Annotated in this window: 13 protein-coding genes and 1 pseudogene; 8 read left to right on the top strand and 6 right to left on the bottom strand. The window is 72.7% G+C overall.

The features are described from left to right. Positions 1-77: 77 nt before the first annotated feature. The gene (locus tag ACIRS4_RS25420) at positions 78-875 is read left to right on the top strand and encodes a nuclease-related domain-containing protein (protein WP_404200172.1); all 798 of its coding nucleotides are present in this window, start codon (positions 78-80) and stop codon (positions 873-875) included. Between the two features lie 215 nt (positions 876-1,090). Here ACIRS4_RS25420 and ligD read toward each other — a convergent pair whose 3' ends face one another. Beyond that, a complete protein-coding gene (gene ligD / locus ACIRS4_RS25415; RefSeq protein WP_404200169.1) occupies positions 1,091-1,969 on the bottom strand; it encodes a non-homologous end-joining DNA ligase in 879 nt (292 codons plus the stop codon). 70 nt (positions 1,970-2,039) lie between these two features. Here ligD and ACIRS4_RS25410 point away from each other — a divergent pair, with 70 nt between their 5' ends. Then, the gene (locus ACIRS4_RS25410; protein WP_404200667.1) at positions 2,040-3,107 is read left to right on the top strand and encodes a Ku protein; all 1,068 of its coding nucleotides are present in this window, start codon (positions 2,040-2,042) and stop codon (positions 3,105-3,107) included. 28 nt (positions 3,108-3,135) lie between these two features. Here ACIRS4_RS25410 and ACIRS4_RS25405 read toward each other — a convergent pair whose 3' ends face one another. Next, on the bottom strand, positions 3,136-4,458 hold the full coding sequence (locus tag ACIRS4_RS25405; RefSeq protein ID WP_404200167.1) for an acyltransferase family protein: 1,323 nt from the start codon (positions 4,456-4,458) through the stop codon (positions 3,136-3,138). A 178-nt stretch (positions 4,459-4,636) separates the two neighbouring features. On the opposite strand from ACIRS4_RS25405, the gene ACIRS4_RS25400 reads away from it, so the two are divergent. The 5 genes from ACIRS4_RS25400 to ACIRS4_RS25380 all read left to right on the top strand — a co-directional run bounded on the left by ACIRS4_RS25400 (position 4,637) and on the right by ACIRS4_RS25380 (position 9,593). Next, the gene (locus tag ACIRS4_RS25400) at positions 4,637-5,512 is read left to right on the top strand and encodes a helix-turn-helix domain-containing protein (protein WP_404200164.1); all 876 of its coding nucleotides are present in this window, start codon (positions 4,637-4,639) and stop codon (positions 5,510-5,512) included. Continuing rightward, on the top strand, positions 5,509-5,706 hold the full coding sequence (locus ACIRS4_RS25395) for a DUF397 domain-containing protein (RefSeq protein WP_404200162.1): 198 nt from the start codon (positions 5,509-5,511) through the stop codon (positions 5,704-5,706). Before ACIRS4_RS25400 ends, ACIRS4_RS25395 begins: the two co-directional genes overlap by 4 nt. A 19-nt stretch (positions 5,707-5,725) precedes the next feature. Then, positions 5,726-5,923: a DUF397 domain-containing protein gene (locus ACIRS4_RS25390; RefSeq protein WP_404200159.1), complete on the top strand. Its 198-nt coding sequence runs from the start codon at positions 5,726-5,728 to the stop codon at positions 5,921-5,923. Positions 5,924-5,932: 9 nt separating this feature from the next. After that, the gene (locus ACIRS4_RS25385) at positions 5,933-6,313 is read left to right on the top strand and encodes a signal peptidase I (RefSeq protein WP_404200156.1); all 381 of its coding nucleotides are present in this window, start codon (positions 5,933-5,935) and stop codon (positions 6,311-6,313) included. Between the two features lie 169 nt (positions 6,314-6,482). Continuing rightward, on the top strand, positions 6,483-9,593 hold the full coding sequence (locus ACIRS4_RS25380; RefSeq protein WP_404200153.1) for an FAD-binding and (Fe-S)-binding domain-containing protein: 3,111 nt from the start codon (positions 6,483-6,485) through the stop codon (positions 9,591-9,593). A gap of 45 nt (positions 9,594-9,638) precedes the next feature. Here the strand turns inward: ACIRS4_RS25380 and ACIRS4_RS25375 are convergent, their stop codons facing one another. The 4 genes and pseudogenes from ACIRS4_RS25375 to ACIRS4_RS25360 form a co-directional block, all read right to left on the bottom strand. After that, a complete protein-coding gene (locus tag ACIRS4_RS25375; protein WP_404200150.1) occupies positions 9,639-11,480 on the bottom strand; it encodes a glycoside hydrolase family 15 protein in 1,842 nt (613 codons plus the stop codon). Positions 11,481-11,523: 43 nt separating this feature from the next. Beyond that, entirely contained in the window at positions 11,524-12,678 is a 1,155-nt protein-coding gene (locus ACIRS4_RS25370; protein WP_404200665.1) for an enolase C-terminal domain-like protein, read from the bottom strand. Between the two features lie 2 nt (positions 12,679-12,680). After that, positions 12,681-14,523: pseudogene (locus tag ACIRS4_RS25365) on the bottom strand (thiamine pyrophosphate-requiring protein). Positions 14,524-14,665: 142 nt separating this feature from the next. Continuing rightward, positions 14,666-15,649: an HNH endonuclease gene (locus ACIRS4_RS25360; protein ID WP_404200147.1), complete on the bottom strand. Its 984-nt coding sequence runs from the start codon at positions 15,647-15,649 to the stop codon at positions 14,666-14,668. A gap of 227 nt (positions 15,650-15,876) precedes the next feature. Between ACIRS4_RS25360 and ACIRS4_RS25355 the strand changes: the two genes are divergently transcribed. Then, positions 15,877-19,809, top strand: a complete 3,933-nt coding sequence (locus tag ACIRS4_RS25355) for a hypothetical protein (protein ID WP_404200144.1) — start codon at positions 15,877-15,879, stop codon at positions 19,807-19,809. Positions 19,810-19,949: the final 140 nt, after the last annotated feature.

Raw genomic sequence — 19,949 nt, 5'->3', positions numbered from 1 at the left:
CCCGCCCCGCCCGGAGGTATGCGCCTTCTTGCCCCTGAAGCGCCCCTCCTGTTCCCATGGTCATGGGGTGATGGTGCATGAGCGGACTGCGCGTCGTACCGACCTGGCGGCACGGCCGGGAGCGGCTCTTCGTCTGCCTGGCCGACGGCAGGAACATCGCCTGGTACGACCGTGAGACCGGCCGGGTCAACGTCCTCGCCGACGACCGCCGCGAAGACGTCCTGGAGGTGCTCGCCCCCTTCCTGACCGGCTCGGTCACGGTGGGCCCGCCCCCGGTCCCCACCCCCGCCGAGCTGGCCCGCCTCGCCCTCCACCCCGACGACGACCTGGCCCCCAACCGCCCCGGCGAGGCCCTGCTGATCGACCTCGACCGCGATCCCGGGCCCCCCCACCGGCTGCGGCCCGACCCGCGCCGGCGCGCGCTCGCCGCCGAGCAGGCCGTCGGCGACGCGCTGGACCGGCTGGACGGCGCGGGCTGGCACACCCTGCACTCCGTCCCGCTGCCCGGCGGCGACCGCATCCACCACCTCGTCATCGGCCCCGGCGGCCTCTTCGCCGTCCACGCGCTGTACGCGCGCCGGCAGCGGGTGCTCGTCGCCGACCCGGCGGTCGCCGTGGGCCGCCGTGACCCGCGGCCCCTGCTGCGCCGCGTCCGCGCCGACGCCGACCGCGCCTCCCACGCCCTGACGGCCGAGGTCCGCCCGGTCCTCGCCCTGGTCGAACCGGCGGACGTCCGCATCACCACACCCCCGAGACAGGTCCACGTCCTGACCGCCACGGAACTGCGGAGCCTGACCCGCACCGGCGCGACCCTGAAACCGGCGGACATCGAGGCCCTCCACGCCATGGCCCGAGCCAGACCCACCTGGACCTGACACCCCCGCGCGGCCGCGGGCCGCTGTGCCGCACGGGGCACGGGCGAGCGCGGCGGCACCCCGCTCGCGCCGGTCTGCGCACCTCCGGACCCCCGCCACTGCCCCACCCTGGACCCGTTCCGCCCCCGCTCAGGGCATCTCCGCCGCCCCCAGCGCGCCGCCATCCCGCCGCCTCCCGCCACCCATGGCCCGGCACCGGACCCCGGCGCCCCCGCTCAGGGCATCTCCGCCGCCTCCGCCTCGAACAGCGGCTCCAGCAGATCCCCGTGCTCCCGGACCCGCGCGCTCACCTCCTCCGCCCGGAACACCAGCTCCTCGGGCCTCCCGCACGCCTCCACCTCCTCCCACCCCACCGGCGCCGACACCGCCGGCTCGGCCCGCGCCCGCAGCGTGTACGGCGTGGCCGTGGTCTTGCGGGCCGCGTTCTGGCTCCAGTCCACGAACACCTTCCCCGGCCGCAGGCTCCGCGTCATCCGGTGCACCACCAGCCGGGGCATCTCCCGCTCCGCCTCCACCGCGAGCCGCTTGGCATAGTCCGTGACCCGTTCGGACGACGCCCCCCGCACGGCAGCCACCAGGTGCAGCCCCTTCGACCCCGACGTCTTGGCGTACGCCTCGATCCCGTCCGCCGCCAGCCGCTCCCGCAGCCACAGCGCGACCTCGCAGCACTCGACCACGGTGGCGGGCGCGCCGGGATCGAGGTCGAAGACGATCCGGTCGGCCTCCCCGGGATCCTGGATCACCCACTGGGGCGTATGGAACTCGGTGACGAGGTTCGCCGCCCACATCAGGCTCGCCAGGTCCTGCACGAGCACCATCCGCGCCGGCCCCTCCGCCCGGGGCACCCGCGCCGTGGTGACCCACTCGGGCGTGCCCGGCGGCACGTTCTTGGCGAAGAACAGCTGTCCGCCGGGCCCGTCCGGGTAGCGCAGGAAGGACACCGGCCGGTCGCGCAGATGGGGCAGCAAAGCCCCGGCGACCGTGGCGTAGTAGTGCAGCACCTCGCCCTTGGTGAAACCGGTCGCCGGATACAGCACCTTGTCCAGGTTGCTGAGCGCCAGCCGTCGCCCCTCCACCTCTGTGATCGGCGTCATACCATGAGAATCACATGAAACCGGTGCATACCGGTACAGGCAGGCGGTGCACCTCGCGCCCGTCAGGAAGGTGCTGCACGTGCGATCCATCTGGAACGGCGCCATCTCCTTCGGACTCGTCAGCATCCCCATCAAGCTGGTGAACGCCACCGAGAGCCACTCGATCTCCTTCCGCCAGATCCACACCGAGGACGGCGGCCGGATCCGCTACCGCAAGGTGTGCGAGCTGGAGGACCGCGAGGTGAGCCAGGGCGAGATCGGCAAGGGGTACGAGGACGCGGACGGCACGATCATCCCGATCACCGACGAGGACCTGGCCCACCTGCCCATTCCGACCGCGAAGACGATCGAGATCGTCGCCTTCGTGCCGGCCGACCGGATCGACCCGCTCCAGATGGACGCCGCGTACTACCTCCAGGCGGGCGGCGCGCCGGCCGCCAAGCCGTACACGCTCCTGCGGGAGGCGCTCAAGCGCAGCCACAAGGTGGCGATCGCCAAGTACGCGCTGCGCGGGCGGGAGCGGCTGGGCATGCTCCGTGTGGTCGGCGAGGCCATCGCGATGCACGGACTGCTGTGGCCGGACGAGGTCCGGGCCCCGGAGGGCGTCGCCCCGGACACCTCCGTCACCGTCCGCGACCAGGAACTCGACCTCGCGGACGCGCTGATGGACACCCTCGGCGAGGTCGACCTCGCGGACCTGCACGACGAGTACCGCGAGGCGATCGAGGAGGTCGTCGCCGCGAAGGCCGCAGGCGAGACCCCGCCCGAGGCCCCCGCCCCCGCCTCCAGCGGCAAGGTGCTGGACCTGATGGCGGCCCTGGAGAACAGTGTGCGGGCGGCGAAGGAGTCCCGGGGCGAGTCGACCGCGACCGAGAAGGCCGAGGTCAGACATCTGCCGCCGGGGAAGTCCGCCCGCACGGCGCCGAAGCAGACGGGCGGCAAGAAGTCGACGTCGACGGCGAAGAAGACGACGGCGGCCAAGAAGACGGCAGCCGCGAAGCAGACCAAGTCGGCCCAGGCCGCCGGCGGAGCGAAGAAGTCCACGTCGACGGCGAAGAGCACGGCCGCCAAGAAGACGGCGGCGAAGAAGACGACGTCGACGGCGAAGAAGACGGCCGGCCGCAAACGCACGGCGTGACCTGCCCTCCAGGAGGCCCGGCCCGAGGTCACGCGGCCTCCTCCAGCGCCTCCTCCGGCGCGGTCCGCCCCCGCACCCCCGTCGTCCCGCCCCCGGCCGTCAGCACCAGCACCGTCCCCACGGCCAGCCCCACCGCACCCCACGCCGGGAACCTCCCCCCGTACGCGAACCCGTGCCCCGCGAAGTACGTCAGCGCCCAGACGCTCAGGCCGAGGCCGGCCCAGAGCCGCCAGGCCTGCCGGAACCCGGCGTCGGCGCGGGGGCCCGCCTCCAACGAGGCCAGCCGGCGTTCGAGAGGGACGAGCAGCCGCACCACGCCGACCAGCACCACCCCCAGCACCAGCAGCCACGGCCCCCGCCACCCCCACCACGCCGCCGAACCGAAGGCCGGCTGAGGGGCGAGCCCGGTCAGATAGAAGGCGGCGGCGATCACCAGCACCGGCACCATGTGCCACAGGTACAGCGTCATGCTGACGCCCCCCGTCGCCCGCACCGCGCGCCACAGCCGGTCCCGCTCCAGCAGCCGCCGCATCACGGGCGCGACGAGCAGACACGCGCCGATCTGCCCGACCGCCCACGCCAGCATGGCCGCCGAGGGCGGGTTCGTATTGCTCGGATTCTGCCCCGTCACCAGGATCAGGCTGACCGGGAACGGACCGAACCCCACGAGCGCGGCGAAGGCGGCCCCGCCCCCGACGGTCATCGCCACCGCCACCCGCCGGCCCCCGCCCACCAGACCGTCCCGCAGACAGAACCCGAGCTGGTAGACCACGCCCCACACGAGCACGTGGTCGAGGGCCCCCACGTACGGCACTCCCGCCGCGAGATCCAGCACCCCGACGAGCAACGCCAGGCCGGCCGTCCCCGCCGGGGCGAGCGGACCCCACCGCCGATGCAGCGCGTGCAACGCCGGAGTCAGCGCGCTGAGCAGCAGATACACCGGCAGGAACCAGAACTGCATGGCCAGCGCCCACCCCACCAGGGCCAGCGTGACCGGATCCACGCCGAGCGCGGAGCACACCGCGACGGCGACGAGCACGAGCCCGCTGTAGACGCCGGCCGGCAGCAGCAGCCGCACCGCCCGTCGCCCCACCCACCCCGCGACGGTGACCCCCCGCTCGCGCGCCCGCGCCCAGGACCCGCCCGCCGCGCACCCGCCGGCGAAGAAGAACAGCGGCATGATCTGGAACCCCAGCGTCAGCCACTGGGTCCAGGGCACGGTCGCCAGCAACTCCGGCGCGGTGATCGCCCCGTCCGGATGCCGGACCAGCCCGGTGATCACCCAGTGCCCGAGCACGACGAGCACGATGGCCCACGCCCGCAGAAAGTCCACGTACCGGTCCCGTTCCATGCCCCGGATGCTCCCCGCTCCCCAACTCCGCGTCCCCGGAGAGCCCTTGTCGCAACCAACCCGTGGCCAGGACGACACCGTCGGCGCTCTTTCCGGATTCACGTCACGCACAGTGTTCGCTCGGCTCTACTCTGAACACGGCGTGGGGATCCTTCGGACGGGGAGTGAGGGGTCGCGGATGACCTTGTCGGAGCAGGTGGAGGGCGCGGGGGCCGAGGAGGCCTACGACGAGGTCGAGCAGGTCAACGACCTGAACCGGGCCGTCGGCAAGCAGTTGAGGCTGCTGCGGGAGCGAGCCGGCCTCACGCAGAGGGAGTTGGGGGACCGCCTCGGGTACGGCCCCGACCTGATCTCCGCGCTGGACAGGGGCGTACGGACGCCTCAGCGGGAGTTCCTGGAAGCGGCGGACGAACTCCTCGACGCGGGCGGGCTGTTGAAGGCGCTGATCGAGGACGTGGAACGAGCCAAGGCGAAGGCGCGGGTCCGGCATCCGGCCTGGTTCAAGGACTATGCGCGGCTGGAGCGCAGCGCGGTCGAGATCAACGACTACAGCTGCCATGACATCCCGGGGCTGTTCCAGACCCAGCAGCGGATCAGGGCGCTGTACGAGATGCGACGGCCGCTGCTGGACGAGGAGACGATCGAGCAGCGCGTGGCCTCTCGGCTCGCGAGGCAGGAGATCCTGACCCGCTGGCCGCCCACCATGATCAGCGCGGTCATCGACGAGTCCGTGTTGCGTCGTCCTCTCGGCGGATCGGACGTCCACCGGGAGCAGTTGGAGCGGCTCATCCACCTCGCCTCCCTGCGCAACGTCGAGTTGCAGGTGATGCCGACGGACAGGACCGAACACGCCGGGATGGGCGGCGCTTTCATCCTGCTGACTCCCCGTGGGAAAAGGCAGATCGGCTACACGGAGGCGCAGGACTCAGCGCAGCTGACAACGGATCCCGAAGAGGTACGTATCCTGGCCGCACGGTACGGAAGCATCAGGGCGCAGGCGCTCACCATGCAGGAGTCCCTCGACCTGATCAAGAGCATGCTGGGAGAACGATGAGCACTTCGGAACCCTCGCGCCTCGCCTGGTTCAAGAGCAGCTACAGCGGTAACGAAGGCGGCGCGTGCCTTGAGGCTGCCGAGACGCCCGGCACCGTCCACATCCGTGACTCCAAGGCCCCTGCCCGCGCCCGACTCACCTTCCCCGCCGACGAATGGGCCGCGTTCGTGACCTACGCGGCCCGCCGGGGCTGACCGCCGACCTGGGAGAACGATGAGTACTTCGGAACCCGCACCCCACGCCTGGTTCAAGAGCAGCTACAGCGGCAACGAGGGCGGCGAGTGCCTGGAGGCCGCTGCCACACCCGGCACCGTCCACATCCGTGACTCCAAGGCCCCCGCCTACGCCCGACTCGCCTTCCCCGCCGACGAGTGGGCCGCGTTCGTGACCTACGCGGCCCGCCGGGGCTGAGCGCCGCCCATGGACGACAACGTGTACGTCGGCAACGCCGGCAAGGACGCCGCGCTCGACCGGGGCTGGCTGCTCGGGCACTTCAAGCCGGACGGCGATCCCCGGCACAGCGACGACCTCGAGATCAAGTGGGGCGTTCACCCGCGAGGCGACCGGCGTGCGCAGTGGGTCCGGGGCGAGGAGCGCACCGCGCTGCAGGTGCTCGTCAGCGGCCGGTTCAGGGTCGAGTTCCCGGGGCGCAGCGTGGTGCTGGAGGAGCAGGGCGACTACGTCGTCTGGGGCCACGGGGTGGACCACTCCTGGGTCGCCGAGGAGGAGTCGGTGGTGCTGACCGTGCGGTGGCCGTCCGTCCCGGGCTACGCGGTGCCGCAGGAGTCCTCCGGGGAGTGACCGGCGGGCGCCGCCGGCCGTGCCGCCGTCCCGTTTGCGGACGCGTCCGCAGGGATACACGGTCGGGGCGCACCACCCGCCGGCACCCGACCCGACGACCGACACAGGCCGCGGACGCCGAATGTCGCCGACGACGGCGCAACAACGGCTCCCACGCGGAAGGTTGTCCATGGACCCGGTCGATCTGCCCCTGCCCGTCGTCCGCCGCGACGCCGACGCCCACACCCCCGCCGGGAACGCCGCCCACGTCGACGTCGCCGCCCTCGAAAGGGACCTGCGCGCCCGCGTCGACGGCGAGGTCCGTTTCGACTCCGGCACGCGCGCGGCGTACGCGACGGACGGTTCCAACTACCGGCAGGTGCCCATCGGCGTCGTCCTCCCCCGGACCGTGGAGGCCGCCGAGGCCGCGGTCGCGGTGTGCCGGGAGCACGGAGCGCCGCTGCTGTCGCGGGGCGGCGGCACCAGCCTGGCGGGGGAGTGCTGCAACACCGCGGTGGTCCTGGACTGGAGCAAGTACTGCGACCGGCTGGTCTCCGTGGACCCGGAGAACCGCCGCTGCGTCGTGGAACCGGGCATCGTCCTGGACGACCTCAACCGCCTGCTCGCCGAACACGGCCTGCAGTACGGGCCCCGCCCCTCCACCCACCCGAACTGCACCCTCGGCGGCATGATCGGCAACAACTCGTGCGGGTCGACGGCCCAGGCGTACGGCAAGGTCGTCGACAACCTGCACCGCCTGGAGATCCTCACCTACGACGGCGTCCGCATGTGGGTGGGCCGCACCGGCGACGCCGAACTCCAGGCGCTGACCGCCGCGCCGGGCCGGGAGGGCGAGATCTACCGCGGCCTGACAGCGCTGCGCGACCGGTACGCCCACCTCGTCCGGGAGCGCTACCCCGACATCCCCCGCCGCGTCTCCGGCTACAACCTCGACTCGCTCCTGCCCGAACAGGGCTTCGACGTCGCCGGGCTCCTCACCGGCTCGGAATCCACCCTGGTCACCGTGTTGCGGGCGGAACTCGAACTCGTCCCCGTCCCCCGGCACAGCGCCCTGGTGGTGCTCGGCTACCGGGACGTCTGCGAGGCCGCCGACCATGTGCCGGCCGTCCTGGAACACAAGCCCATGGCACTGGAGGGCGTCGACCACCAGCTGATCCGCTTCGAGCGCGAGAAGCATCTCAACTCCGAAGCGCTGGAAGCCCTGCCCGACGGCCGCGCCTACCTCATGGTGCAGCTCGCCGGCGACACCCGTGAGGAGGTCGAGACCCGCGCCAGGGCCCTCATCGACGCCAAGCCCGACGACGTCGACCACACCTGGTACGAGGACCAGCGGCACGTCAGCGAACTGTGGGCGGTCCGCGAGTCCGGCCTCGGCGCCACCGCGCACGTTCCCGGCAAGCCCGACACCTGGGAGGGCTGGGAGGACTCCGCCGTCCCCGTGCACCGCCTCGGCGACTACCTGCGCGACCTCAAGCGGCTCTACGAGGAGTTCGACTACGGCCACCCGTCGGTGTACGGGCACTTCGGCCACGGCTGCGTCCACACCCGCATCCCCTTCGATCTGGAGTCGCGGGACGGCGTCGCCCGGATGCGGGCCTTCGTGGAGAAGGCCGCCGACCTCGTCGTCTCCTACGGCGGCTCGCTGTCCGGCGAGCACGGGGACGGCCAGTCGCGGGGCGAGCTGCTCGTGAAGATGTTCGGGCCCGAACTGATCGAGGCGTTCGAACGGCTGAAGGGCCTCTTCGACCCGGGCAACCGGATGAACCCCGGCAAGATCGTCCTGCCGTACCGCCTCGACGACAACCTGCGTCTGGGCGCCGACTACCTGCCCTGGGAGCCCGACACCGTCTTCTCCTTCCCCGACGACGGCGGCAAGTTCAGCCGTGCCGCCGCCCGCTGCGTCGGCGTCGGCAAGTGCCGCTCGTCGCAGGGCGGCGTGATGTGCCCCAGCTACCGCGCCACCCGCGAGGAGGAGCACTCCACCCGTGGCCGCGCCCGGCTGCTGTTCGAGATGGTCCGCGGCGACGTCCACGGCGACGACTCCCCGCTCGCGCCCGACTGGCGCTCCCCCGAGGTGCGCGACGCGCTCGACCTGTGCCTGGCCTGCAAGGGCTGCAAGACCGACTGCCCCGTCAACGTCGACATGGCCACCTACAAGGCCGAGTTCCTGCACCACCATTACGCGGGCCGGCTGCGTCCTCTCGCGCACTACTCGATGGGCTGGCTGCCCGCCATGGCCCGCGCGGTCGCCCTCGCACCCCGCACCGTCAACGCGCTGACCTCGGTGCCGTTGCTCGCCCGGCTCGCCAAGACGCTCGGCGGCATCGCGCCCGAGCGCGACCTGCCGCTCTTCGCCGAGCAGCGGTTCACCGACTGGTGGCGCGAGCGCGGCGGACCTCGCGGAGACGGACACCGCGGCGAGGTCGTCGTGTGGCCCGACACCTTCACCGACCACTTCCACCCCGCCGTCGGCCGGGCCGCCGTCGAGGTCCTCGAAGCCGCGGGCTTCCGCGTCAAGGTCCCCGACGCGGCCGTCTGCTGCGGGCTGACCTGGATCTCCACCGGCCAACTCGGCGTCGCCCGCCGGGTTCTCGGCCACACCCTCGACGTCCTGCGTGAGGACCTGCGCCGCGGCACCCCCGTCGTGGGCCTCGAACCGAGCTGCACGGCCGTCTTCCGCTCCGACGCCGCCGAACTCCTCCCCAAGGACCCCGACGTGGACCGGCTGCGGGAGCAGACCCGCACCCTGGCCGAACTCCTCGTCGAACGCGCCGACGACTGGCAGCCGCCGAAGGCCGACGCCCGCGCCGTCGTCCAGCGGCACTGCCACCAGTACGCCGTCATGGGCTTCGACGCCGAACGCGAGATCCTCGAACGCGCCGGCGTCGACGCCGACGTCCTGGACGCCGGCTGCTGCGGACTCGCCGGGAACTTCGGCTTCGAGAAGGGCCACTACGAGGTGTCCATGGCCTGCGCCGAGGCCGGGCTGCTGCCCGCCGTACGGGAGGCGGACGACTCCACGCTCGTCCTCGCGGACGGCTTCAGCTGCCGTACGCAGGTCGAGCAGGCGGGCACAGGCCGCGCCCCGCTGCATCTCGCGGAGGTGCTCGCGGCGGCACTGCGCGGCCAGGACGCCCGGCCCGAGCGGCCCACCGCCCCCGGCCCGCGCGCCCTGCGCCCCCTGGCCCTCGCCGCCTTCGCGGGCGGCGCCGCGCTGGGCGCGGTGGCAGTGGCGGTCGCGCGTGGCCGGGGCGGGAGGCGGCGGTTCCCGCCCTGTTAGGCGTCGGCGGGTGCGGTCGCCGTCGGGCGGGCGGCGGCGCGGGCCTCAGTCGCCCGTGGCGCCGAACCGGGCCGAGCACTCCAGCAGCAACGCGTGGACGAACCCCTGCGGAAGGTTGCCGCGCAACTGCCGCTGCGCCACGTCGTACTCCTCCGCGAACAGCCCCGGAGAGCCGCAGGCCGCGCGGGTGCGCTCGAACCAGCGCATCGCCTCCAGATCCCGCCCCTGCGCGTGCGCGGCCAGCGCCATGGTGAACCCGCACAGCAGGAACGCCCCTTCAGCGTCGCCCAACGGACCGTCGTCGTGCCGGAAGCGGTAGACGTACCCGTCGTCCGAGAGCTGTCGCGCCACCTGTTCACGGGTGAGCGCCAGACTGTCGTCGTCCTGCGGCACGGCCCCCCGGGCCAGCGGCAGCAGCAGGGCCCCCTCCGGGCCGGGATCGTCCTCGGCGCGCTGCCAGTGGCCGTCGGGATGCAGACAGCGCGCCCGGGTGGCGTCCAGGAGCCGGTCCGCCAGCCGGGACCACTCGGCGGACAGCCGCGACCACTCCGGCGACCTGGAGCCGCGCGTCGCCTCCACCAGCTCGCGCAGGCCCACCACACAGCACAGCCGGGAGTGCGTCCACCAGCGGGTGTCCAGCTCCCACAGCCCCGCGTCGGGCTCGGCCCAGCGCTCGGCGACGGCGTCGGCGGCCACGACAGCCGCCTTGGCCGCCCGGCCGTCCAGAAGGTCGTGCCGGGCGGCCGCGGCGAACAGCTGGAGGGCCTCCCCGAACACGTCGAGCTGGAACTGCCCGCCCGCGTGGTTGCCGGTCCGGTCGTGGCCGCCGGGATACCCGACGAGCGGCAACGAGCGCTCCGGCGGCAGAGGTTCGCCGTACACCGTGTACGCGGGACGCAGTTGCGCGCCGTCCTCCAGCAGACGGTCGGCGACGAAGCGCACCGCCCGCTCCAGCAGGCGATGCGGGCCGTGCGCGGCGACCGCGACGCCGGCGTAACACTGGTCGCGCACCCAGGCGTAGCGGTAGTCGTAGTCACGGCCGGTGTCGGCGCGCTCGGGCAGCGAGGTGGTGGCCGCCGCGACCATCCCGCCGGCGGAGCTGGTCAGCCCGTTGAGGACGGCGTACGCCATCCGCGTGTCCCGAGGCGCTGCCGTGTCCGCGCAGTCGGGCACGGCGGACCTCCACCAGCGCTCGGTGTCGTCCCAGAGCCGACGCGGGTCGAGAGGGCCGTCCTGCGGCTCGTCGGCGATCTCCAGGACGAGGTCGTGCGTGCCGCCCTCGGGCAGCCGGATCCGGGTGCGCAGTCCGCCGTCGGCACCGGGACGGGCGCGCTCGGCACCGGTGAACCGCACATGCAGCGGCCCGGTGTGCGCCCGCCAGACGCCGTCCGGCTGGGCGCGCAGGTCCGTCATGGCGTGCCGCCCGAAGTCGGCGCGCACATCGAGGTCGACGTCGACGACGGCCTCGCCGCGTTCGGCCCGGACCTGGCGGAGCAGCACCGCGCGCCCGGTACCGGCGGGCGTGGCGAGGGCCTCGCGGCAGGAGACGATGCCGTCGGCCGTGACCCATCGGCTGACGCGGATGAGGGTGCCGTCCTCGTAGTAGCCACCCCACACGTTCCACGGGTCGGCCGGGCACACCTGGTACCCGCCCGGCCCGCCGAGCAGTCCGGAGAACACGGCGCCGCTGTGCCAGGCGGGCGCGCAGAGCCAGGCGATCTGACCCCGCGGGTCGATGAGCGCGCCACGCTCGCCGTCGGCGACGAGGGCGTAGTCGCGCAGGACGAAGGGGCCGGCGGCAGGGCGGTCGGCGAGGGAGGCGTCGTCCGAGGTGGGGTGGTTCGAGGCGGAGTCGTTCGGGGCGGGGTCGTTCATGGCGTCTGTCATCGCTGTTCAATGCTCGGGAAGGATGTTCAGGAAAGGTCGTCGGTCACGCCGTGCGGTAGGGCGCGGCGTTCGCCTCGTTCAGGGCGAGGCCGAGTCCCGGCTCCCCGGAGGCGCCGGGCCTGACGCTTCCGCCCCGCGGGTCGAGCGTGCCGTCGAACAGCAGGTTCTCGATCCGCACATGGTCGTGGAACCACTCCAGGTGCCGGGTGTTGGGCACGGCCGCGGCGACGTGCGCGTGCAGATGCGGGGCGCAGTGGCCCGAGACGTGCAGCCCGAGCCCCTCGGCGACGGCGGCGGCGCGCAGCCACACCGTGACACCGCCGCACCGGGTGACATCCGCCTGCAGGCAGTCGACGGCCCCCGCGGTCGCCATCCGGGCGAAGTACGGCAGGTCGTAGCCGTACTCGCCCGCGGCGACGTCGGCGGTGACGGCGTCGCGCACCTCACGCAGCCCCGCCAGGTCGTCCGAGGAGACCGGCTCCTCCAGCCAGGTCACGCCGAGATCGGCCATGGCGGCGGCCATGCGCACCGCCTGCTTGCGGGTGTAGCCGCCGTTGGCGTCCACGTACAGCTCGGCCGTGTCGCCCACGGTCCGGCGGGCCAGCCGGGTGCGGTGCAGGTCGCGGTCCTCGCACCGGCCCCATGACTCACCGACCTTGATCTTCACCCGGCCGACGCCCTGCTCCGTCCAGCCGCGCAGCTGCCCTTCCAGCTGGGCGTCGTCGTACGGGGTGAGGCCGCCGCTGCCGTACACCGCGACCTCGTCGCGCGCTGCGCCCAGCAGTCGCACCAGGGGGAGCCCGAGGAGGCGGGCCTTGAGGTCCCACAGGGCGATGTCGACCGCCGAGAGGGCGCCGGCCCCGATGCCGGGCCGGCCGGCGTTGCGCAGGGCCCGGCTCATCCGGTCGTTGGCCGCGGGGACGTCGTAGGCGTCGTGTCCGAGGACCAGGCCGGCCAGCTCGCCCTCCACCACCTGGGCGACGGCGGCCGACCCGTAGGTCCAGCCGATGCCCCGCTCGCCCGCCGCGGCGGCCTCGACCAGGACGAGGGTGGTGGAATCCCAGGTCAGGGTGGCGTCACCGCCCGGCAGATCGGTCGGAACGCGGTAGACGGAGACGGCGAGCCGCTCCACGGCCGGCCCGTCGCGGAGCGTCCGGGCCGGCGGGTGGGGCTCTGCGCGGGGCTCCGGGCCGGGCACGCTCACGTGTTCTCTTCGGTGCTGTCGTGCTTGCCGGCGCCGGGCCGGTCGCCGCGGTGCCGGCTGCCCGGGAGCATCTCCTGCACCTTGGCCTTGAGGCCCTGCCGGACCATGCCGGTGCGGTCGCTGTCCCCCTGGAGGATGGCCGAGGCGGCGGCCTCGATCTGGTCCAGGGAGGCGTGCGGCGGGATCGGCGGGACGGCCGGGTCGGTGCGGAAGTCGATGACGAAGGGCCGGTCCGCCGACAGGGCCCGGTCCCAGGCCGCCTCGACGTCCTCGGGCTTCTCCACGCGCACACCGTCCAGCCCCATGCGCTGGGCGATCTCGGCGTAGGGCAGGTCGGGGATGTGCTGGGACTCCTCGAACTGCGGCGCGCCCGACATGGCCCGCATCTCCCAGGTGACCTGGTTGAGATCCTGGTTGTTCAGCACGGCGACGACCAGCCGCGGATCGGACCACTCACGCCAGTACTTGGCGGCCGTGATCATCTCCATCATGCCGTTCATCTGCATGGCGCCGTCGCCGACGAGGGCGATGGCCGGCCGGTCCGGATGCGCGAACTTCGCGCCGATCGCGTACGGCACACCGGGCCCCATCGTCGCCAGCGTGCCGGAGAGCGAACCGCGCATCCGGCCGCGCAGCCGCAGGTGCCGGGCGTACCAGTTGGCGGAGGAGCCGGAGTCGGCGGCGATGATGGCGTCGTCGGGCAGCTTGCCGTCGAGGGCGTGCACCACGTACTCGGGGTTGACCGGGTCGGCGTCCACGGCCGCCCGCCGCTGCATCCTCCCACCAGCGGGAGACGTTCTTCTCGACCTTCTCCCGCCAGGCCCGGCTCTCCTTGCGGCGCAGCAGGGGCAGCAGCCGGCGCAGCGTCTCGCGGGAGTCGCCGACGAGGTTCACCTCGAACGGGTAGCGCAGGCCGATCATGTGCGGGTCGATGTCGATCTGCACGGCACGCGCCTGGTCCAGCTCCGGCATGAACTGCGTGTACGGGAAGCTGGAGCCGATCATCAGCAGCGTGTCGCAGTCCTGCATCAGCTCGTACGAGGGGCGCGTGCCCAGCAGTCCGATGGACCCGGTGACGTAGGGCAGGTCGTCGGGGAGGACGTCCTTGCCCAGCAGGGCCTTGGCCACACCGGCGCCGAGCACGTCGGCGAGCTGCTCGACCTCGGCACGGGCGCCGCGCGCGCCCTGCCCGACGAGCACGGCGACCTTGTCACCGGCGTTCAGCACCTCGGCGGCCCGCTGGACGTCCTCGTCGGCGGGCACGGGCGCGTAGCGGCCCAGCCCGAGGCTGGAGGGCACCATCTTGAAGGCGTGCGTGGGCGGGCTGTAGTCCAGCTCCTGCACATCGGCGGGGAGGATGATCGCGGTGACGGTGCGCTTGGCGTACGCGGTGCGGAAGGCGCGGTCGATCAGGTTGGGCAGCTGCTCCGGCACCATCGCCGTTTCGCAGAACTCGGAGGCGACGTCCTTGTAGAGGCTCTGCAGGTCCACTTCCTGCTGGTAGGAGCCGCCCATGGCGCTGCGGTTGGTCTGCCCGACCAGCGCGACGACGGGAACGTGGTCGAGCTTGGCGTCGTACAGCCCGTTGAGCAGATGAATGGCCCCGGGCCCGGAGGTGGCGGCGCACACCCCGACCTTCCCGGAGAACTTGGCGTACCCCACCGCCTGGAAGGCGGCCATCTCCTCGTGCCGGGCCTGCACGAACCGCGGCTGGTTGTCGGCCCGCCCCCAGGCGGCGAGCAGCCCGTTGATGCCGTCGCCCGCATAGGCGAACACATGCTCCACATCCCACTCGCGCAACCGCTGCAGGATGTAGTCGGACACCTTCACGCTTCCCATGAACCCACTCCGTTCCGCCTCGACCCACCCCCGCACGAGGCTTTCTGGGTATCCGTGGGGGGCGGGGGGAAACGTCGGGGGCGTGAGCGGGGGAGCGGCGGCCGGCCACGGCCGGAGAGAGTCCGGCCGGGGAACCCGGCAGCTACCACGTCGCAGTGGTGGCGCGGTAGAGCTCCTCTACGACGGAACGATTCAGCGGCGCACTCGCCGGTATGTGCAGAGGCGAGCCCTCCAGCGCTCTGTACTCCGCGTACCCCAGCAGACCGGGGGCGACGGCGACCACAAGGTCCGGCCCGATGGCCAGCAGCCCGGAGTCGAAGAGGCGGTGCACATCGGCCCGCAGGAGCAGTCCCTCGTCGACACGGTGCTGCTCAGTGGCGGCGAACGGCCGAAGGTGGGCAGCTTCCAGCACTTCCGCCGGGGCCGGCCCGGACACGGCGCACACCAACCCGTACTCATGGACCAGGGCCCGGCGGAACGCATCCTGTCCCCGCCGCACGGCCGCGACCGCCCTCCGCCGCCCTCCGGCCGGCGTGAGGGAGGGTCGGCGCGTCGAACGGGCCGCGAGGTCCGTCTCGGGCAGCCGGACGCCACGAGCTGCCACCGCCGCGAGAGTCCCGGGCCGGTCCATCGCCTTGATCGACTGCTGATCCGACTTGCTGAGGGTGATCTCGTCGAGGGCGTCCTTGTCCAGACACCCTTCGAGCGGCTGCCACGTGCCACCGTAGTGCGCCCGGTAGGTGGTCACCTGGATCATCTCCACCCGCGGCTCGTCGAAGGCATTTTGACAAGGGCTGCACCAGAAACGCACCGCCGCGGTAGTGCGTTCCTTGAAGCCGGTTTTCCCGCAGTACGGGCACCGATTGCGTACCTTCTCCTGCCCCGGCAGCACGTCCAACTGCTCTATGCGACCGATCCCGAGCGCCTCGTCACGATCCCTCACGATCACCAGGTCACCCACGGCAACCCGCCGGTGGTTACCCACGGTTGAGTCATAGCTGTACGACTCCTCCGCGACGTCCTCATATCCGGCGTTGCCCTGGAACTGACGCACGGCATCATCCGCGATCAGCAACGACCAAACCCCAAAGCTGACTTGATCCGACGCGATCTCCAACTGATCCACAACGGAAGGATATGAGCACCCCTGCTGAGCTGCGCGCTCGTGACCACCAGCACGCCCATGGAAGTGATCCGGCGTCTTGCTCCGAGCGCACGTCACGCCGTCAACTGGGAACCGTGCCAACGGACTTAGGGCGGTGGCCGGTGAGGCGGATGCCCCGGGCGGGATGTCGGTCGGCCATGAGATCATCGCGGCTCATTCGACACTCACCGCTCCGGGGGGACCGGTCCATGCCACCGCCTTCGGGTACGGCGCCCAGATCCGCGCCGTCCACCGCACTCGTCCGCGCACTCACGCTGTTGCTGTCCCTGCTGCTTCCGGTCCTGTCCATGGGCACGGCCCGGGCCGTGGAGACGCCGACCGCCGCGCCTGTCGTCAAGGGCTCCGAACAGTCCGCCACGCCTGACTCACGACGGTCCGCCACGCCCACCGCCGGGAAGGCCGTCGCGCCCGCCGGGAAGGCACCGGCCGCGAAGGCACCCGCCGGGAAGGCACCCGCCGACGAGGACTGCGCCCCGCTGGCGCTCGCGCCGTTCGCCGATCCGGGCGCGGCGGTGGGCAAGGCCTCGCTGGCCGCCAACGGCACCGCCTGCTTCACCTTCACCGCCGAGAAGCCCGGCCTGCACCGGGTGTCGCTCGCCGGCCACTACTCGACCCGGGCCACCGTCTACGACGGCGACACCTGGCTCGACTGCCACGACTACGACTGGGGCGCGGGCTGGTGCGCGTTGCCGCGCGCCGGTCGGTTCACGCTGCGTCTGGACAACGACTCGGTCGACCCCGACGAGCCGTCGGTGACGGTCACGCCGCTCGTCCCCGGCACCGAGGGCTGCCTCCCGGAGACCGGCACGTCATGGGACCAGGAGCCCCTGAAGGGCACCGCCGCGAGCCGGCTCGGCGTCCTGTGCCGGCCGTTCACGGGCAAGCCGGGCGAGCGGATCGTCGTCGACTTCAGGACCGTCAAGTCCGGCACGGCCCACGCCTGGATCACCGACGACACCGGCGCCCACATCTGCGATCCGCGCGGCGAGGGCGACGGCTGCGTCCTGCCCGGCGAGGGCCCCTACCGGGTCCTGAGCGAGGTCCGCGAGGTCGAGGACGGCTTCCCCGCCGACTACACGCTGGCGATCCGCCGCCTGTCGGAGCCCGAGGGCTGCGCGACCGTCCCCTTGAACCGCTACGGCTCCGGCCCGACCGTCGTCGCCCCGGCGACCGGCTGCAGGACGTTCACGCCGTCAGCGACGGGCACGTACGACGTGTTCGGTGTCGGCAGTGAAGGCCAGCGCTCGCACCTGGAGGTCTACGACCGGCAGGGCGTCACGGTCTGCCAGACCTGGGAGACCTGCTCGCTGACCGGCGGCACCACGTACACCGTGACCACCGGCGATCCCACCCTCGTCCTGGACCGCGCCTCCACGGCCGGCTGTGAGCATGCCGCACTCGGACCGGTCGACGGCTCGTTCGCCGTCCCCGGCGAGATCGACTGCCTGACGCTGCCGCTGCCCGAGAACGGCCACCTGGCGATCCTCAAGCCCACCGGTGGGCCCGAGCCACGGCCGGACATCACCGTGGTGAAGGCGGACGGCTCGTACCTCTGCGGCGACGACTCCCTGATCCAGGGCACCTGTGTGCTGACCGGCCCGGGACCGTACCGCGCGCTGGTGTCCACCGACGACACCCAGCCGGGGACGGGCGCCTACCGCCTGGTCATGTACCGCACGGACGCCGTCAACACCTGCCCGGTCTTCGCCGCGGGCGACTTCACGGCGACGAGCCCCGCCACCCGTCTCACCACCGGCGGCGGGGTCTTCTCCCACTGTCTGACCGTCCCCGCCGACGCGCACACGAGCAGCGAGAACCTGCAGATCGGCAGTGGGATCGGGGCGGCCGCCGCGCAGTACTCGATCCTGGACACCGCCGGCAAGCAGGTCTGCCAGGGCCGGTCCGACTACGGCAGCTGGACCACCTGCGCCTTCACGCCGGGCCTCGCCCACACCGTGCTCTTCACGGGCCGCGACGCCCCGGGGTCGTACACCCTCGCCCGCCGGGACGTCACGGCGACCGCCAAGGGCTGCGCGGCGAACCCCGCCACGCCCGTCGACGGCCCGTCCTCGGGCGCCGCCCTCGGCGCCGCCGGCGTGCTGAGCTGCCGGCAGGTGACCACCGGCGCCGCCGATGACGTCCTGCACCTGAACGTCCGCGACCCGCTCGGCACGGCGAACATCCTGGCCTACGACGCACAAGGCGACGGGGTGGCGACCTGCGGCTACCGCAACCGCTCCTGCGCTGTCACCGGTTCGACCGTCTACCAGGTCGTCGTCTACGTTCCGCCGCACCTGAAGGCCGCCGGCAGCTACCGCTTCGACGCACTGCGGATCGGCACGCCCGCCGGTCCCGCGCCGGAATGCACCAAGGTCCCCAACATCGCCTACGGGTACGGGCCGATCACCGGCCGGCTGGACGAGCAGCACACGGCGGTCTGCCTGGCGCTGCCCACCGCCGCCCGGGACCGGTTCGACCTGACGGTCGCGGACACCGCCGGCCGCATCGACACCGCCGTGCCGGCGCTGTACGACGCGAGCTGGGACAACGGCTGCTTCGGCACCGGTGCTTCGGCCTACCAGTGCTACCTGACGGAGCCGGGCCACTCCGCCCCGTCGCCCAGCGTCTTCCTCCTCGGCCTGCCCGAGAAGGCGTCGGCGACGGACGTCAGCACCCGGCTCGGATGCTGGTCGATCCCCTGCGGCACGGAGAAGATCTCCGTCGGCACGGTCTCTCCGACCTCCGCCCAGGGCGGCAAGCCCGTCACCCTCACAGTGACCGGCACGGCTCTCGGCCCGCAGGACCACGTCCAGTTGACCGACGGCTCCAGGACGCTCACCGCCACCACCGTTTCCGTCTCCCCGGACGCCCGGACGCTGACGGCGACCTTGGACCTGACGTCCGTCGGCCAGAGCACCTGGAGCGTCTGGGTGGTCGCCCACGGCTGGCAGTACTCGCGCGGCAGTTTCACCGTCACGCCGCCGGCCGCCTCCGGCCTCGGCACGTTCGAGCCGCTCACCCCGACCCGGCTGATGGACACCCGGTCCGGGCTCGGTGTGCGCAAGGGCAAGGTCGGTCCGGACGGGACGGTGTCCCTCCAGGTGACCGGCGAGGGCGGGGTTCCGGCGACCGGTGTCACGGCGGTGGTGCTGAACGTGACGGCGACCGCGCCGACGGCCGGGAGCTTCGTGTCGGTGTACCCGTCCGGGACGGCCCGGACGTCCGCGTCGAACCTCAACTTCACCGCCGGGCAGACCATCCCCAACCTGGTGGTCGTACCGGTCGGAGCCGACGGCAAGGTGACCTTCTACAACCGGGCCGGATCCGTCGACCTGCTGGCGGACGTGGCCGGCTACTACGTCACGGACGGCTCGGGAGCCACGTACCGGCCCGTCACGCCCGATCGGCTGATGGACACCCGGTCGGGGCTCGGTGTGCGCAAGGGCAAGGTCGGCCCCGACGCGAGCGTCACGCTCCAGGTGCCCGGCAAGGGCGGCATCCCGGCGACCGGTGTCACGGCCGTCGTGCTCAATGTGACGGCGACCGCGCCGACGGCCGGGAGCTTCGTGTCGGTGTATCCGTCCGGGACGACCCGGACGTCCGCGTCGAACCTCAACTTCACCGCCGGGCAGACCATCCCCAACCTGGTGGTCGTACCGGTCGGAGCCGACGGCAAGGTGACCTTCTACAACCGGGCCGGATCCGTCGACCTGCTCGCCGACGTGGCCGGCTACTTCACCACGGACGGGACGGGCTCGGCGTACCGGCCGATGGCTCCGGCCCGGCTGATGGACACCCGCGCCGGTCTCGGGGTGCCGAAGGCGAAGGTGGGGGCGGGGCAGACCGTCACGCTCCAGGTGACCGGCGTGGGCGGGATACCGGCCACCGGTGTCACGGCCGTGGTCCTGAACGTCACCGCGGTCGCGCCCACGACGGGCAGCTTCGTGTCCGTCCACCCGGACGGGGCGACCCGGACGTCCGCGTCGAACCTCAACTTCACCGCGGGCACCACCATCCCCAACCTGGTGGTGGTGCCCGTGCTGAACGGGAAGGTGAGTTTCTACAACCACGCGGGGTCCGTGGACCTGCTGGCGGACGTCGCCGGCTACTACGCCTCGTAGGCGGTCCTTTTCACATCCGGCACCGGGGGCCGCGGCGAGAACTCGCCGCGGCCCCCCAAGGTGGGGTAACCCCCGGCTACCCCCCCACGGGACCCCCCGCCCCCCCCGGCCAGACCAGCGCCCCCCACGAAGGGGGGCCG

The sequence above is a fragment of the Streptomyces sp. NPDC101166 genome (genome assembly GCF_044768125.1).
Lineage (GTDB): Bacteria > Actinomycetota > Actinomycetes > Streptomycetales > Streptomycetaceae > Streptomyces.
The sequence above is the reverse complement of the archived record's forward strand: the minus strand, read 5'-3'. Positions and strand labels throughout refer to the sequence as shown.